This is a genomic window from Hoylesella shahii, from assembly GCF_937990675.1.
Taxonomy (GTDB): domain Bacteria; phylum Bacteroidota; class Bacteroidia; order Bacteroidales; family Bacteroidaceae; genus Prevotella; species Prevotella shahii.
Window position 1 is genome coordinate 16,511 of sequence record NZ_CALKQY010000042.1, and the last position, 17,684, is coordinate 34,194.

The window sequence follows — 17,684 nt, forward strand, 5'->3', positions numbered from 1 at the left end:
GAATAGTCGTAACACAGCGACTAAAGCCCCTAACGCGTTAGACGAACGAACAAACCACAGCTGCTGGCTCATGCCCAATAGCTAACGGCTAGTTCCACACGCTTAAAACAAGCATAAACTCTTATCACATGTCGTTTTCAATAACAGTAAAACAGCAACTCTTCGACCTGTCTTCGCCCCGCGTGATGGGTATTCTTAACGCCACACCCGACTCGTTTTTCTCTGGTAGTAGGATGCAAACCGAAAAAGAAATCGCACAACGCGCTAACCAAATCGTGGAAGAAGGTGGAACAATGATAGACGTTGGCGCATTTTCTACTAGGCCAGGAGCCGACCAAGTGAGCCAAGAAGAAGAGATTATCCGTCTGCGAAGAGCCTTGGCAGTGGTGCGAAAAGAACAACCCGATGCAGTGATTTCGGTAGACACTTTCCGCCCTGAAGTGGCACAGATGTGCGTGGAAGAATACGGAGCCGATATCATTAACGACGTGTCTGACGGTGGATTGACGGGCATTGCAAATGTTCCTCTGAAACCCGAACCTGGCGAACTGCCCCAAATGTTCCACACCGTGGCCCGCTTAGGCGTGCCTTACATTCTGATGTCTGTGCAACCTACATTGCGCGATGTGCTGTTGGGGTTTGCCCGAAAGGTGTCGCAACTGCGCACTTTGGGCGTTAAGGACATCATTTTAGACCCAGGGTTCTGCTTCGGAAAGACGGTAGAAGACAATTACCTGCTGCTTAACGAAATGGAGAAGATGCAAGTGCTCGACCTTCCCACGCTGGTTGGCGTTTCTAGAAAGTCGATGATATACAAAACAGTGGGCGGCGATGCCGACACTGCCCTTAACGGAACCACCGTGCTACACACCATCGCCCTGATGAAAGGGGCAAACATTCTGCGCGTGCACGATGTGAAAGAGGCGGTAGAAGTGATAACACTCTTCAACCGAACGATGTCGGCAACAACGCCATAAAACCCATTCACCACCTGCCCGAACGCGCTCTTTGCCAGCCTTCGGCCTTACATAACAAGCCAATATGTTCTTCGATTTCGGAATAAAAGACATCATCGACATCGTGCTAGTGGCACTGATGCTCTATTATCTCTACCGACTGATGAAAGAGTCGCGCTCACTTAACATCTTCATCGGCATCATGTTCTTTGTGCTGGTGTGGCTGCTGGTGAGCCAAGTGTTCGAAATGCGCCTGCTTGGCGGCATCCTCGACAAGTTGGTTAGCGTGGGTGTCATCGCCCTCATCATCCTCTTTCAAGAAGAAATTCGCAAGTTTCTCTATTCTATGGGAGCACATCAACGGGTGCGAGGCGTGATGAACTTCTTTTATAAAAACGACAACAAGGCGAAAGAAGACAAAGAAACCATCATCCCCATCGTGATGGCCTGCATGTCGATGGCTCGCGGAAAGGTGGGCGCACTCATAGTAATCGAACGCAACGAACCACTCGACGACATCGTAGACACGGGCGACTATATCGATGCGCGCATCAATCAGCGACTCATTGAAAATATTTTCTTTAAAAATTCTCCGCTTCACGATGGTGCTATGGTTATCTCTAAAAAGCGTATTAAGGCGGCGGGCTGCATCCTCCCTGTATCGCACAACCAAGACATTCCACGCTCTTTGGGCCTTCGTCACCGCGCTGCCATGGGCATAAGTCAAAGCAGCGACGCCATGGCGGTTATCGTATCCGAAGAAACGGGCAACATATCGGTGGCCGTTAATGGTAAGTTCCGTCTGCGCTTGTCGGCCGAAGAACTTGAAAGCATACTCACCGAGGAGGGTTTTCAGTAAGCAAAACGGCGCACACTCTTCGTCTTCAAAGCTGTAAACCTACAACTCAGAGCGCATTTATTGAGCAATAAACACCGCCCTCCCCTTCCCTGCTCACCCAAAAGGCAGATACTGACACCTTACTTTTTTATTTTCACCTAACATTTTGCCAATCCCCGCCTTTGCACTATCTTTGCAAAGGATATTGAAATGAATAAAAACAATGGATTGGATTAACGGCCTGTTCTCTGTACATTCAGCCCTTCAGACCGTGGTTGTGCTGTCGCTGATATGTTATTTGGGTTTGGTATTAGGCAAAATTCATGTCAAGGGAATTTCTCTTGGCGTGGCTTTCGTGTTTTTTATTGGCATTATTGCCGGACACTTAGGGCTAAACATCGACGCCAAAGTGCTCGAATACACTCAAACATTTGGGCTAGTGCTCTTTGTTTATACCCTAGGACTGCACGTTGGCCCCAACTTCTTTGGCTCGTTGCGCCAAGAAGGCATCCGCCTAAACCTTTGGGGACTTGCCGTTATTGCCCTTGGAACAATCCTTGCATTGGTGCTTGCCAAACTTTGTAGTGTGCCTTTGCAAACCATGGTGGGCATTCTTTGCGGTGCAGTTACCAACACACCTGCCCTTGGAGCAGCCCAACAAGCACTCGAAAACTTTGGATTTTCCACCCGAAGCGCAGCCCTTGGTTGTGCCGTTGCTTATCCCTTAGGTGTGCTTGGCGTAATCTTCGCCATGATTGTTTTGCGCAAATTCTTTGTAAAACCCGAAGACCTTGTACCGCATTCACCGCAAGACGAAGACCATACTTACGTTGCCCAATACGAGATTGTGAACCAAGCCATACACGGAAAAACACTGGCCGAGATTGCACAAATGGCGCATATCCAATTTATTGTGTCGCGCATATGGCGCAACGAGCAAGTTATCGTACCCCTTTCCACCACTAAACTTAAACTTGGCGACAATGTTTTGGTGGTTACTACCGACGATGAGGTGGGCGGAATGGAACTCTTAATGGGGAAAAAGGTAGATAAAGACTGGAACGAAGAGAAGATTGACTGGAATCACATCGACAAAAAAGTAGAGTCGAAGGTGGTGGTTATCACGCGTCCTATGCTCAATGGCAAAAAATTGGGTTCGCTTAGACTGCGTAGTACATTCGGTGTAAACGTTAGTCGTGTTACTCGTGGCGACACCAAACTGCTGGGAACAAACAATCTTAGACTGCAATACGGCGACCGCGTTACAGTGGTTGGCGAACACGATGCATTGGAAAGTGTGGAACATTACTTTGGTAATGCCGTGCAAACTCTTAAAGAACCCAATCTCGGCGCCATCTTCCTAGGCATGCTTTTGGGTCTTGCCATTGGCACAATACCTATTATGTTACCTGGCATGAGCGCCCCTGTGCGCATGGGATTGGCGGGTGGACCCATCGTGATGGGCATACTTGTGGGAAGCATTGGTCCGCGTTTCCGCCTGGTTTCTTACACCACGCGCAGCGCCTCGCTCATGCTTCGACAGTTGGGTTTATCGCTTTATCTAGCCTGTTTGGGTTTAGATGCTGGTCAAGACTTTTTTCAAACGGTTGTACGTCCCGAGGGATTGCTCTGGGTAGGATTGGGTTTTGTGCTCACCGTTGTGCCAGTTTTGGTCGTTGGTTTCATTGCCTTGCGTACCAAGCAACTCGACTTTGGGTCTATTTGTGGCATCCTATGCGGTTCGATGGCCAACCCCATGGCTCTTACTTATGCCAGCGAAACCCTCGAAGGCGACACGCCAGCCGTGTCGTATGCCACGGTTTACCCTCTCGGTATGTTCGTTCGGGTGATTATTGTGCAAATCATGGTGATGTTCTTTTTGGCTTAGCGCACAATCATTGCAGACTGATTGGGGCACACAATGGCACACACAGGGGCGAAGTAACGATTAAAAATGCCCCCGCTCATGCTCTTTTAAGGCTGCACAATGGCCTTTTTTCGGCTACAAAACCACCCCTCAACAACAACGCAAACCAAACAATTAACGTTAATTGTTTTCATAACCCATTTATTTTCATTACCTTTGCAGCGTTCAAACACGAATGTTGTCTATTATGGCTTGGAGGCAACGGTTGGTTGAACTAGTAATAATAGACAAGGTTTCTAGGTTCGTGGGTTGATGAATTCATGATATTTGGATAACAGTTAGCAACGGTGAAGTCATCAACAATCAAGGTTTCGTTTAGTGAGAAAGCCTCTTGTGGTGCGCTATTAGGCTTGCCATGGCCTGCATCTGCTTAAACGGCATGCCCCTCTTGGGCATTGTTCGTTGGCCGAAAACCCGCTTGCCACCATCCATTTTCGAACCACCACCCCTACCAAGAAGCCCTTTTAACAACAAAAAAATTTGAAGACATTTGAAGAATTAGGCGTGAGCGAACCTATATGCCGCGCCATCCAAGAGCTGGGATTTGAACAACCCATGCCTGTACAAGAAGAAGTAATACCCTATTTGCTGGGTAATGGAAATGATGTTATTGCATTGGCCCAAACGGGTACAGGAAAAACGGCTGCCTATGGCATACCCGTATTGCAGAAAGTAAACCCCGAAGAGAAACACACACAAGCACTTATACTTAGTCCTACGCGCGAACTTTGCTTGCAAATCGCCGACGACCTGGCCGACTTTAGCAAATATGTGTCGGGCCTACACGTTGTGCCTGTATATGGTGGCGCATCTATCGAAATGCAAATTCGACAGCTTAGAAAGGGCGCACAGATTATTGTTGCTACTCCTGGACGACTCATCGACTTGATGAAGCGTGGCGTGGCACAACTTGATGCCGTTAACAACGTGGTGCTCGACGAGGCCGACGAGATGCTCAACATGGGCTTTACCGAAAGCATTAACGCCATTTTCGAAGGCGTACCCACCAACCGCAACACGCTTCTTTTCTCTGCTACGATGAGTCGCGAGATTGAAAAGATTGCCAAAAACTATCTCAACAACTACAAAGAGATTGTGGTGGGAAGCAGAAACGAAGGCGCCGAGAAGGTGAACCACATCTATTATATGGTGAATGCCAAAGACAAATACCTGGCCTTAAAACGCTTGGTTGACTTCTATCCGCGCATTTTCGCCATCATTTTCTGTCGCACAAAACTCGAAACGCAAGAGATTGCTGATAAACTTATTCGCGATGGATATAACGCTGAAGCACTGCACGGCGACCTAAGTCAGCAACAACGCGACCTCACCATGCAGAAATTTCGCAACCACAACGTGCAATTCCTTGTGGCAACAGACGTGGCGGCGCGCGGACTTGACGTTGACGACCTTACTCATGTTATTAACTATGGACTACCCGACGACATCGAAAGCTACACTCACCGAAGCGGACGAACGGGCCGAGCTGGCAAAAAAGGTACGTCTATCAGCATCATTCACACACGCGAACGTTCTAAAGTGCGCGCCATTGAGAAGATTATTCAGAAAGAATTTGTCGACGGAACGCTGCCCACTGCTAAAGAAATTTGTAGCAAACAGCTGTATAAGGCCATGGACACCATCTCTAAGTTTGATGTGAACGAAGAAGAAATTGCTCCCTTCCTCGATGAAATATATCGACACTTTGAATATATCGACAAGGAAGACATCATCAAAAAGATTGTGAGCATGACCTTTGGACGCTTCCTCGACTATTATGCCAATGCGCCCGAAATTGAAAAACCTTCTACCAAACGCAACGACCACGAAGGAAAAAGAGGGGAATGGGGCAACGCACGCGAAGCACAACGAGGCCCTAGAGGCAAACGAAACGAACGCGGCACACGTGCGCCACGAAAACCAGAGGCTGGTTATCGCCGATTGTTTGTTAATCTTGGCAAAGACGATGGTTTCTATCCAGGCGAAGTAATGCAGTTTATCAACCGCAACGTGCAAGGACGAGTGGCCGTTGGACATATCGACCTACTGGGCAAAATATCGTATATCGAAGTACCCGAAGCCGACGCCAACCGAGTGATGCAAGGACTATCGGGGGCTACTTATAAAGGGCGCGACGTGCGTTGTAACGATGCCGACGAAGGCGGACACGGCAAATCGGCCACCAACAAAGGCGGAAGAAAAGGCCAACGCTATGCCGATGCACCAGCAAACACAGGCCCACGACGCAGCAAAAAGGCGCAACGCAACTTTAACGACGATAACGAAACGGGCGACTGGAGACAATTTTTCCAACAACCCGCACGCAAACTTAAAGGCGAAGAACCCGACTTCTCGGAAGAGGGATGGGCTAGACGCCGACCAAAAGGGTAAAAACAACACCCTAAAGTTTGATTTTTCAACGGCTACAACACGCACGCCCCAAAAACGGCACGCCAATAGCTCACCGAAAAATAAAACAAAAGATGTCCTATCATAGCCAAACGCCAACAAAACGTCAGTAGGCTTAAACACAACGCCATACATGGCGTGGCATCTTAACAAGCATACAACACACAAAAAATGAGGTATGAAACGAAAATAACGATTTGATTATTCGTCATTTCCTTTTTTATTACCTACCTTTGTGCCAATTTAATTTTAGATGTTTTAAAACAATAAGTTTTTAGATGAACGTAATAACGAAAACAATTTCATTGCCTGATGGAAGAACCATCAGCATTGAGACCGGGAAAGTGGCAAAACAAGCCGATGGTTCGGCTGTAGTTCGCATGGGTAACACTGTGCTCCTTGCTACTGTTTGTGCCGCAAAAGATGCAGTTCCCGGTACCGATTTCATGCCTTTGCAAGTGGATTACAAAGAGCAGTATTCTGCCGCAGGACGATTTCCAGGTGGCTTCACCAAACGTGAAGGAAAGCCCGGAGACAACGAAATCCTTACTTCGCGACTCGTTGACCGCGTGCTGCGACCCCTTTTCCCCTCAAACTACCACGCAGAAGTTTATGTAAACGTCATGCTCTTGTCGGCTGATGGTGTTGACCAACCCGACGCTTTGGCCGGTTTGGCTGCCTCTTCGGCAATGGCATGTTCAGATATTCCCTTCGATTTCTACATCAGCGAAGTTCGTGTTGCTCGCGTTAATGGCGAGTATGTTGTTAACCCCACCTTCGAACAAATGAAGGAAGCCGACATGGATATCATGGTTGGCGCAACAAAAGACAACATCATGATGGTGGAAGGAGAAATGGACGAGGTGAGCGAACAAGACCTTATCCAAGCCCTCAAGGTGGCTCACGAAGCCATTAAGCCTATGTGCATCATGCAAGAAGAACTGGCTAAAGAACTGGGCAAAGATGTTAAACGCGAATACGAACACGAGGTGAACGACGAAGATTTGCGCAAGCAAATGAACGACGAATTGTATCAACCCGTGTACAATGTTACGAAACAAGCACTAGCTAAACAAGAACGCCACGATGCTTTCGACAAAATCGTTTCCGACTTCTTGGAAAAATACGATGCCGAAAACACCGAAAAGCTTACCACCGAAGAGTTGGAAGAGAAGCACGCATTGGCTGCACGCTACTACGACGATGTGTTGCGCGATGCCATGCGCCGTTGCATCCTCGACGAAGGAAAACGCCTCGACGGTCGTAAAACCGACGAAATTCGCCCCATCTGGTGCGAAGTAGACTCGCTGCCTATGCCTCATGGAAGCGCCATCTTTACGCGTGGCGAAACTCAAAGTCTCTCTACCTGTACGCTTGGCACCAAACTCGACGAGAAAATGGTTGACGATGTGCTAGATAAGAGCTACATGCGCTTCTTACTTCACTACAACTTCCCTCCATTCTCTACTGGCGAAGCCAAAGCGCAACGTGGCGTTGGACGCCGCGAAATTGGCCACGGACACTTGGCATGGCGCGGCTTGAAGGGCCAAATCCCTGCCGACTATCCTTACACCGTGCGTGTGGTTAGCCAAATTTTGGAGAGCAACGGTTCGTCGTCTATGGCCACCGTATGTGCCGGAACGCTTGCACTGATGGATGCTGGCGTGCCTCTGAAGAAACCCGTTAGCGGTATTGCCATGGGTCTTATCAAAAACCCAGGCGAAGAAAAATATGCTATCCTTAGCGATATCCTTGGAGACGAGGACCACTTGGGCGACATGGACTTCAAGACTACGGGTACGAAAGACGGACTTACCGCTACACAGATGGATATCAAGTGCGACGGTTTGAGCTTCGAAATACTTGAAAAGGCGCTGATGCAGGCTAAGGCTGGTCGTGAGCACATCCTTGAAAAGCTCACCGAAACCATCGCAGAACCTCGTCCCGAACTCAAACCTCAAGTTCCTCGCATCGTTCAAATCGAAATTCCTAAAGAGTTTATCGGTGCTGTTATTGGCCCTGGTGGCAAGATTATACAGCAGATGCAAGAAGACACTGGCGCAACAATCACCATCGACGAAGTGGATGGCAAGGGTAAAGTTCAAGTTAGTGCGCCCGACAAAGCTAGCATCGACGCTGCCCTATCGAAAATTCGCGCCATCGTGGCCGTGCCCGAAGTGGGCGAAATCTACGAGGGAACAGTACGCTCTATCATGCCTTATGGCTGCTTCGTAGAGATTATGCCTGGCAAAGATGGCTTGCTGCACATCTCGGAAATCGACTGGAAACGCCTCGAAACTGTTGAAGATGCTGGTATTAAAGAGGGCGACAAACTGCAGGTTAAACTGCTCGACATCGACCCAAAAACTGGCAAATACAAACTGTCGCGCCGCGTCTTGATGGACAAACCCGAAGGATGGGTTGAGCGCGAACGCCGTCCTCGTGGCGACAGACCCGAAAGGGGCGAACGTCGCGAACGTCGCGAGCGTCGTGATCAAGAATAACAAAACCTCTGCTAACAAACATTGACACTGCCTTGAGCAGTACTAACAAAAGTCTAGCTTTTAATATCGTTATTAAATTCATGTAATGCGGGCCGTCTTTGTGCTAAAGACGGTCCGCTTTTTTTCTTCTCTACACCTCCAAAACACAACACCTCTCTCACATCATTCCTTGATTGCTGTGCAGTGAAACTTAAACCCACGGTTGTGGTTTGTACCGTTTTGTATGTATGTTTTGTTGAGCACATGCCCTGTATTATTTGTGAAGGTGCTGTGCATTGCGCCAAAAGAATAAGGCAAGCAAGGTGTCAACAAGCAAACGAAAGACGAACAAGAAGCAATGAAAACAATAAACAACCAGTGATAAGCAGTCTAACTACCAATTCGGGATAGATTTCACTTCGCGCCATTGGGGAATGTGTAAAATTTTCAGCGCAAAATTTAACATTATGGCTGCCTTTTTTGCTCACCAACTGCCATTCGTTCGCAAATAATCGATTCTCGCGAAGGTTTGTTTGAGTGAAAATGATCATGAATTGCGAAAGCCTACAAACCGAATTTTCGTTGAAATTTTCCGTGCTTTTTGCTAAAAAATAGGCTATTTGCAGCAAAACGCAGTGCTAACTCATACAAAACACACTGCTATCTCCTACAAAACGCAGTGCTAAATGCAGCAAAACGCAGTGCTAACTCCTACTAAACGCAAGGCAAAATGCAGCAAAACGCAGGATTAAAAGGTACTTATTGCACTATTTTGAGAACATCACAGTGGAGTAAGAAAATAAAAACCGCCCCATTTAAAGGCAAAATACAACATAAAATAGCACTTTTTGAACATAAAAAGCGGCTTTTAGGGCGGTGAAAAAATGCGAGTTGGCGACCTTCTAGAAAGGTAAAATGGTGCAAAACGCAGATTTGAGACCCCAAAACAATGTAAGAACAAACGCAGAGTGAGCGAAAAACAGAGGAAAACACTGCTTTTCAACATGTTTTTTCGCTAGAATGAGTCGTTCTGAAGAGTACCGTTTGTAAAATGTTATTACCCTATTTAACAAAAACACAACCACCCTTTACGCATTTAAGTCTACCTCTATATGGTATATACTGCCAATCAAGAAACCCTTTTTACACAAAAAAGTATATCCTACAGCAATGGTTATGAATAGCCTGCAAAGCAACAACAATGCCCAATAAACATTCTTCGCCGTAAACATTCCTACAAAAAACACATAAAACCCAATAGCCACAGCGCATAATCATACCCATAAAAAACTGCACACCATGCCCAAAACGCGCACCATCAAAGGCTATAAGTCTGACGTTGATGACCTTGTTGAAATGTTAAATTTAAAAGGTAAAGCAAAAAAATGTTCGAAAAGTTGGCACAATGTAAAATAATATACGTAACTTAGCAGCCGACATAACGAGAAAGTCGTTGCCACTGAAAAGCTCAACATACCGTGAACCACAAAAAGCTGTGCAATAAAGACTTCTCTACACTTGAATAAATCTTAAATTCTACTCATAATGACGGTTACACAGATACTCTCGTGCATCATTGCACCTGTGCTAATGCCTCTATTTACACGCCGTGAAGATTGGAAGGTGAAAGTTTATTTTTGTGTGCTTTGCGCACTATGCACACCCCTAGCTGGTGTTCCTCTCTTCCTCTACCTGCGTAAAATCTAACGCCTAGGCTCGCATTTAATGTGGCCTTAACTTGCTGGGCATTGCCTATGACGCTCGGCAAGCGTACAACGTCGCGTGTTTTCAAACATAAAAGCAACATGGCTTTTTACAAAACTAAGTCATGTGGCTTTATATTCTACGCCTTGCACTCAACTGTGGAGCGGCGCAAAATTGCTCGCCTATACACATTTATTAAGCCAAGACACCACAAACTCACCCCTTTAAACACTTAAATCCTTATTATCCTTTGGTTGTTTGAGAATAAATAAGTAATTTTGCACCTCAAAGTGAGAATATAACAATAAATTAAGATAAAGCAATGAAAAGAACATTTCAGCCCCACAACCGTAGAAGGGTAAATAAGCACGGCTTCCGTGAAAGGATGTCAACGAAGAATGGTCGTCGCGTTTTGGCTTCTCGCCGCGCACACGGTCGTAAAAAACTCACTGTTTCTGACGAGCATCACGGAAAATAAGCCTCGGCTTACCACAGCCTCAAGGCATTGCAAAGCAGCGATGAAACCAATGTGTTTCCTCGCTGCTTTGTTCATATGCAGCAATTTATATTAGAGATGGGCTTAATCTTTATCGAGCTAACCCATGCTTTACATAGTGGTTCGCTCCCCTCTCCTAACATCTTGAGGGGGAAGAATGTGCTATACTTTATCCTTATTTATATATTCTACGCAACGAGCATTTTTCTTACAAACACATCCAACGAACAAACGCGCCCAAGGGCACTGTTTTCCCAAAAACTTTCTTACCCCAAAGCAGCAACACAAACCGCATAACACCCAAATATTATGCCTCAACAAAGATTGCACACTAACCTTTGCGTAAACAAAAACACCACAACAAACAACGCCATACCAAGAATTATTGCTACCTTTGCCATGCAAAAAACCGTGACACAAACATTCAACTTATCATGAGAAAACTGGTTTTAATCCTTATCACACTTACCGTTGCCATCGTCGCACAGGCGCAAGGCGAACATCTCAAGTTTATGGGCATAGAGCTGAAAGGCTCTATCACCGAGTTTCAACAACAACTGCTCACCAAGGGCATGCGCGTTTCGTATGTATCGAAAGGCCTACCCGAAGGCGAACGCGTGTATGATGGTAGGTTTTCGGGCTACCCCGCACAAGTAGTGGTGTTCTTTAATTCGCGCACACGACTGGTGTATCGCGCCAAAGTAATGATCGACCTTGAAGGGCGCGACCACGCAACCTCCCTGCTTAACGAGATGAAAGCCAAGCTAGACATCAAATATGGAGGAACAAAAAGACGCTCGCAAGACTTTACCGATGAGTATGGTCATAAATTCGAACAAAGCGCTTACACACTGGCCGACGGCGAAATAGATTTGTTCGTAACCTCATCGGGATACACCGACCACGACACCTTTTACGTAAACATCGACTATAAAGACGCGAAAAACACCTCTATAAACACGCTCGACGAACTGGAAGACTTGTAAAGACATACCCAAAACGCAACAAACAACAACCCCCAAAACAAAATCTTAACATCCAATTAATAAGTTTTGTGGTGAAAAGTGGGGGAAGATGGGGAAAAATGATTAACTTTGGCGGTAGTTTCCATCTAATAGTAAAGAATGCGATTTTTGGGTAACACAGAAGCAAAGACTGATGCGAAGGGTAGGGTTTTCTTACCTGCCGCTTTCCGCAAGGTGCTACAAGCATCGGGCGAAGAAAATATTGTGCTCTGTAAAGACCTGCACCAACCCTGTTTGGTGCTTTATCCCGAAAGCGTTTGGAACGAACAGATGGACGCATTGCGCAATCGTTTGTCGCGCTGGAATGCCACGCACCAACAACTATTCAGGCAATATGTCTCAGACGTGGAGCTTGTAACGCTGGATGGGAACGGTCGTTTTCTCATCCCCAAGCGTTATATGGCCATGGCACAGATAAGTCAAAGCATCCGTTTCTTGGGCATGGGCGACACCATCGAGATATGGAGCGAGGCCAATACACAACAACCCTTTGTGGCTCCCAACGATTTCGGGCCTGCCATAGAGGCCTTAATGGCTATGCCGGAAGGAGAAAACCAATGAACAACGACAACATCATTACAGCCCAAGGCTATCATGTGCCGGTGCTTCTTAACGAAAGCGTAGACGCCTTGAACATCGTTGAGGGCGGAACTTACGTTGACGTAACCTTCGGCGGAGGCGGACACACGCGCCACATCTTATCCAAAATGGATGGCAACGCCCGTTTGTTCAGCTTCGACCAAGATGCCGATGCCGAAGAAAACACGCATCGCCAATCGCCCGAAGGACACGAACCACTAGCCAACGATAAGCGTTTCACCTTTGTGCGAAGCAACTTTAGGTTTCTTGATAACTGGATGCGCTATTATGATGTTGACCATGTAGACGGCATTTTGGCCGACTTAGGCGTGTCGTCACACCACTTCGACGACCAAGAACGAGGTTTTTCTTTCCGTTTTGATGCACCGCTAGACATGCGCATGAACAAGAGTGCCACACTAACAGCGGCTCAAGTACTCAACACTTACGACGAAGAGCGATTGGCCGACGTGTTTTTTCTCTACGGAGAGATTAGACAATCACGACGCATTGCATCGGCCATCGTAAAAGCGCGAGCCAAAGCCAACGTGCAAACAACACAAGAGTTTGCTACCATTGTGGAACCTTTTTTTAAACGCGAACGCGAAAAAAAGGAGATGGCCAAACTCTTCCAAGCACTTCGAATAGAGGTGAACAACGAGATGAACGCTCTAAAAGAAATGCTACAAGCTGCCGCCCTATGGCTAGGAAAAGGCGGACGACTGAGCGTTATTACCTACCACAGCCTGGAAGACCGTATGGTGAAAAACTTTATGAAGGCAGGAAATGTGGAGGGAAAACTAACACAAGACTTCTTCGGACGAGCACAAACACCCTTCACACTGGTGAACAATAAGGTGATTGTGCCATCAGACGATGAACAACTACGCAATCCACGAAGCAGAAGCGCTAAACTTAGAATTGCAGAAAAGAGATGAACGATAAAGATAAAGACACGAGCGAAACCAATTGGCAATCACAGAAAGATGAGGAAAACAATGGGATTGACCCCGTGGAAACGCTGAAAAGCATCGCTAAGAGAGAGAGCGAGGCAGCAAAAAAGGCTGTCGCGGAGGGTGAAAAACGCCCCAATGAAGACGAAAAATTAAAAAACGATAACAAAACAAACGAAACCAACGAACCTCAAAACAGCGAAGAGGACGACGATGACGACCTGCCAACGCTGAAAGAGGCCATCATGGAGCAAGCCACTGAAACCGATGCGCCACTAACGGCCAATCTAACATTCATGAAGATTATCGGTGGCGACATCTTCAACACCTCTACTATACGCAAGCAAGTGTGGCTGTTTTTGCTCATTACGTTATTTATTTTCGTGTACATCGCCAATAGATACAGCTGCCAACAATATCTCATCGAGATAGACCAGCTTACCAAAGAGTTGCAAGACGCTAAATATAAATCGCTCTCTAGTAACAGTCAGATAACCGAAAAAAGTAGAGAAAGCCAGGTGTTGCAGCTGCTTAAAGCTAGCAACGACACCACCCTACACATGCCAGAGCAACCACCATATATAATAAACGTACCCGAAGAATGAGCAAGTTCGACTCCCCCAAAATAATGCCGCGCTACACTTTCATCACTATATTGATGACTTTGGTGGCCGTTGCGGTGATTGGCAAGACATTATATATAATGACTGCCAAGCGCGATTATTGGATGGCGGTGGCCGACAGACAAAAGAAAGACAGCGTGAGTGTTAAGCCTATGCGCGGAAATATCTTAAGCTGCGATGAACAACTGATGGCTTCTACCTTGCCCGAATATAAACTCTACATGGACTTTAACGCCTTGTACGAGGCTAAAAACGATTCGCTTTGGACGGCCAAACTCGACTCTATCTGCAACGGACTGCACAATATCTTCCCCGAAAAGTCGGCTGCAAGTTTTAGAAGACACCTCGAAGAGGGACGCAATAAGTTGAGCCGACATTGGTTATTGTGGGACAAACGTGTTGACTACAACACTTTTACCGAGGTTCGCGCGCTTCCTGTTTTCAGGCTACCCAAGTTTAAAAGCGGATTTCATACCGAGGAATACAATGCCCGACAACGCCCCTATGGGTCGCTAGCAGGCCGAACCGTGGGCGATATGTATGGTGCCAAAGACACAGCTCGCTTTGGTTTGGAACTATCATACGACTCTATTCTGCGCGGTTCTAACGGCATTATTCACCGTCGCAAGGTGCTAAACAAGTTCCTCGACATCATGGATACCCCACCTATTGACGGTGCCGACATCGTTACAACCATCGACGTGAACATGCAAGACCTAGCAGAGAGGTCGCTACTCGACGAGATGAAGGAGATTAATGCCCATGTGGGCGTGGTGTTGGTGATGGAAGTGGCAACAGGAGATGTTAAGGCTATTGTTAACATGGAACGCTGTTCGGACGGACAATATCGCGAAGTGAAGAACCATGCAGTAAGCGACTTGCTTGAGCCAGGCTCGGTTTTCAAAGTTGCAAGCATCATGACTGCCATAGACGATGGCGTGGTTGACACAGCATATAAGGTGAATACGGGTGGCGGAACATGGCCCATGTATGGACGAGAGATGCGCGACCACAACTGGCGACGTGGTGGTTATGGCGTGCTATCGGTGTCGCGCTCGCTCGAAGTGAGTTCAAACATCGGCATTAGTCGCGTAATCGACCAGTATTATCACAACAATCCAGAGAAGTTTGTTCGTGGCATTTATCGCCTAGGCCTGGCTTTGGACTTCCAAATACCCCTCGTTGGCTCGTCGCCAGCCAAAATTCGCATGCCCAAGAAAGCGCCTAACGGACAATGGCTCAACTGGAGCAACACGGCTTTGCCGTGGATGAGCATCGGCTACGAAACACAGGTGCCTCCCATCTCTATGCTGGCCTACTACAATGCCATTGCCAACAACGGCAAGATGATGCGACCTAGGTTTGTGAAAAAGGTGATGAAAGATGGAGTTACCATTATGGAGTTCCCGCCCGAAGTAATGAAAGGCTACGAACAAATTGCTAAACCCCGTACCATTAAGCTCATGCAAGACGTGCTGCGCAAGGTGGTGAGCCAGGGTTTGGCTAAAAAAGCAGGCTCAGACCTCTTTCAAGTGGCAGGAAAAACAGGCACTGCACAGATGTCTAAGGGAGCAGCTGGATACAAAAGTGGAAGCGTGGACTATCTTTTGAGCTTCGCTGGCTACTTCCCTGCCGATGCTCCACGATACAGTTGCATTGTTTGCATACAGAAAACAGGTATCCCCGCTTCGGGCGGACAAATGTGCGGACCCGTTTTTCGCAACATCGCCGAAGGCATTATGGCTAAAGACATCAAACTGGATGTACGCGATGCCAAAGACACATCGTCCGTGTTGTGTCCCGATGTAAAAGCAGGTAACGTGCTAGCAGCCGACTATGTGCTGTCGCATTTGGGCATTAAAACCTTCGCCGACTGGTCGGCCAACAACGTTAAAGGCTCAAGCTTATGGGGACACGCCACCATTAAAGACGGAAAGGCTGTGGCATTGAGAAGAACAAAGCAATATGCACGCTCGCAAATGCCCGACGTGCACGGCATGGGAGCACGCGATGCCGTGTATCTCATCGAAAGCCGAGGCGTGAAAGTGAGGGTTGTGGGCCGAGGACGAGTGGTGAAACAAAGCATCGAACCAGGCACTGCAGTGAAACTAGGCATGCATTGCGAACTGATATTGGAAAGTTAAAACAACAAATATTGCCACAGGGAGGAACGCGACACACAAGCGGTGCGCATTCCGTTCGGTGGTTGAAACAAAATAAAACAACAATGACACTTAGCTGTATTTTAAAAAACGTGAAGCCACTGAACGTGATTGGAAACGCCGAAGTGGAGATTAAGGGCGTTGACATCGACTCGCGAAAGGTGGCAGAGGGCCATCTCTTCGTGGCCATCAAGGGCACACAGGTAGACGGACACACGTTTATCGACAAGGCTGTGGCGCAAGGTGCAAGCGCAGTGCTGTGCGAAACACTGCCCACAGAGATGCCACAAGGCGTTACGTTCGTGCAGGTGGAAAGCACAGAAGATGCTGTTGGCCCCGTGGCTACGATGTTCTACGGAGAGCCTTCTAAACACTTAAAACTGGTGGGCGTTACGGGTACGAACGGAAAAACCACCATCGCCACCTTGTTATATGATATGTTTAGGAAGTTCGGACATCGTTGCGGACTGCTTTCTACAGTGTGTAACTACATCGAAGACGAGGCAGTTCCCGCCGACCACACCACTCCCGACCCCATTGCACTCAACGCTTTACTGCACCGAATGGTGCAAGCGGGATGCGAATATGTATTTATGGAGTGTAGTTCGCATGCCATTGCACAGAAACGTATTGGGGGGTTGACCTTCGCAGGAGGTGTGTTCTCTAACCTTACACGCGACCATCTAGACTATCATAAGACGTTCGAGAACTATCGAAATGCTAAAAAAGCCTTCTTCGACATGTTGCCTAAGCAAGCTTTCGCACTCACCAACGCCGACGATAAAAACGGAATGGTGATGGTGCAGAACACTCGCGCCACTGTGAAAACCTACTCTACACGTAGCATGGCCGACTTTAAGGCAAAGATTTTAGAATGCCATTTCGAAGGTATGTACCTCGAAATAAACGGTGCCGAGGTGGGCGTGCAATTCATTGGCAAGTTTAATGTAAGCAACTTACTGGCTGTCTTTGGCACAGCTGTAATGCTGGGCAAGCGTCCAGAAGATATTTTAGTGGTGATGAGCACATTACATAGCGTGAACGGCAGACTTCAACCGTTGCATTCGCCCCAAGGTTACACGGCTATTGTTGACTACGCGCACACGCCAGACGCACTAGAAAATGTGCTTAATGCCATTCACGAGGTGCTTAATGGCAAGGGACAGGTTATCACTGTGTGCGGTGCTGGTGGAAATAGAGACAAAGGCAAACGGCCACTAATGGCTATAGAGGCAGTGAAACAAAGCGATCGCGTGATTATCACCAGCGACAATCCTCGCTTTGAAGAGCCGCAAGCCATTATCGACGACATGCTTGCTGGCCTGAATGCCCAACAAATGAAAAAGGTGGTGTCTATCGTTGACCGCCGCGAAGCTATACGCACAGCCTGTATGATGGCTCAAAAAGGCGACGTGGTGCTCATTGCAGGTAAGGGACACGAAGACTATCAAGAGATTAAAGGCGTTAAACATCACTTCGACGACAAAGAGGTGGTGAAGGAGAACTTTGAATAAAGGTGCTTTGCTAGA

Annotated in this window: 13 protein-coding genes; all 13 read left to right on the forward strand. The window is 47.3% G+C overall.

Annotated elements, in window-relative coordinates:
* Nucleotides 1-128 precede the first annotated feature (128 nt).
* The 13 genes from folP (at nucleotide 129) to QME03_RS06360 (ending at nucleotide 17,669) form a co-directional block, all read left to right on the forward strand.
* Nucleotides 129-977: a dihydropteroate synthase gene (gene folP, locus QME03_RS06300; RefSeq protein WP_281723816.1), complete on the forward strand. Its 849-nt coding sequence runs from the start codon at nucleotides 129-131 to the stop codon at nucleotides 975-977.
* A gap of 64 nt (nucleotides 978-1,041) precedes the next feature.
* A complete protein-coding gene (cdaA, locus tag QME03_RS06305; protein ID WP_281723817.1) occupies nucleotides 1,042-1,815 on the forward strand; it encodes a diadenylate cyclase CdaA in 774 nt (257 codons plus the stop codon).
* A 202-nt stretch (nucleotides 1,816-2,017) separates the two neighbouring features.
* Nucleotides 2,018-3,682, forward strand: coding sequence for a putative transporter (locus QME03_RS06310; protein WP_281723818.1), 1,665 nt, complete (start codon nucleotides 2,018-2,020; stop codon nucleotides 3,680-3,682).
* 519 nt (nucleotides 3,683-4,201) lie between these two features.
* On the forward strand, nucleotides 4,202-6,112 hold the full coding sequence (locus QME03_RS06315) for a DEAD/DEAH box helicase (protein ID WP_281723819.1): 1,911 nt from the start codon (nucleotides 4,202-4,204) through the stop codon (nucleotides 6,110-6,112).
* 296 nt (nucleotides 6,113-6,408) lie between these two features.
* Complete coding sequence (gene pnp, locus QME03_RS06320; protein WP_281723820.1) at nucleotides 6,409-8,634, forward strand: polyribonucleotide nucleotidyltransferase; 2,226 nt, start codon at nucleotides 6,409-6,411, stop codon at nucleotides 8,632-8,634.
* Nucleotides 8,635-10,158: 1,524 nt separating this feature from the next.
* Nucleotides 10,159-10,320: a hypothetical protein gene (locus tag QME03_RS06325; RefSeq protein ID WP_281723821.1), complete on the forward strand. Its 162-nt coding sequence runs from the start codon at nucleotides 10,159-10,161 to the stop codon at nucleotides 10,318-10,320.
* 319 nt (nucleotides 10,321-10,639) lie between these two features.
* Nucleotides 10,640-10,795 carry a 50S ribosomal protein L34 gene (gene rpmH / locus QME03_RS06330; protein ID WP_021994181.1) on the forward strand — a complete coding sequence of 52 codons (156 nt, stop codon included), beginning with the start codon at nucleotides 10,640-10,642 and terminating at the stop codon, nucleotides 10,793-10,795.
* A gap of 452 nt (nucleotides 10,796-11,247) precedes the next feature.
* A complete protein-coding gene (locus QME03_RS06335) occupies nucleotides 11,248-11,799 on the forward strand; it encodes a hypothetical protein (RefSeq protein WP_281723822.1) in 552 nt (183 codons plus the stop codon).
* A 138-nt stretch (nucleotides 11,800-11,937) separates the two neighbouring features.
* Nucleotides 11,938-12,399: a division/cell wall cluster transcriptional repressor MraZ gene (gene mraZ, locus QME03_RS06340; protein WP_110370069.1), complete on the forward strand. Its 462-nt coding sequence runs from the start codon at nucleotides 11,938-11,940 to the stop codon at nucleotides 12,397-12,399.
* A complete protein-coding gene (gene rsmH, locus QME03_RS06345) occupies nucleotides 12,396-13,355 on the forward strand; it encodes a 16S rRNA (cytosine(1402)-N(4))-methyltransferase RsmH (RefSeq protein ID WP_273112778.1) in 960 nt (319 codons plus the stop codon). Before mraZ ends, rsmH begins: the two co-directional genes overlap by 4 nt.
* Nucleotides 13,352-13,975, forward strand: coding sequence for an FtsL-like putative cell division protein (locus tag QME03_RS06350; protein WP_281723823.1), 624 nt, complete (start codon nucleotides 13,352-13,354; stop codon nucleotides 13,973-13,975). Before rsmH ends, QME03_RS06350 begins: the two co-directional genes overlap by 4 nt.
* A complete protein-coding gene (locus QME03_RS06355) occupies nucleotides 13,972-16,137 on the forward strand; it encodes a penicillin-binding transpeptidase domain-containing protein (protein ID WP_274947179.1) in 2,166 nt (721 codons plus the stop codon). The genes QME03_RS06350 and QME03_RS06355 overlap by 4 nt, the downstream gene beginning before the upstream one ends.
* Before the next feature lie 83 nt (nucleotides 16,138-16,220).
* Nucleotides 16,221-17,669, forward strand: a complete 1,449-nt coding sequence (locus tag QME03_RS06360) for a UDP-N-acetylmuramoyl-L-alanyl-D-glutamate--2,6-diaminopimelate ligase (RefSeq protein WP_273112785.1) — start codon at nucleotides 16,221-16,223, stop codon at nucleotides 17,667-17,669.
* The last annotated feature ends 15 nt before the right edge of the window (nucleotides 17,670-17,684 follow it).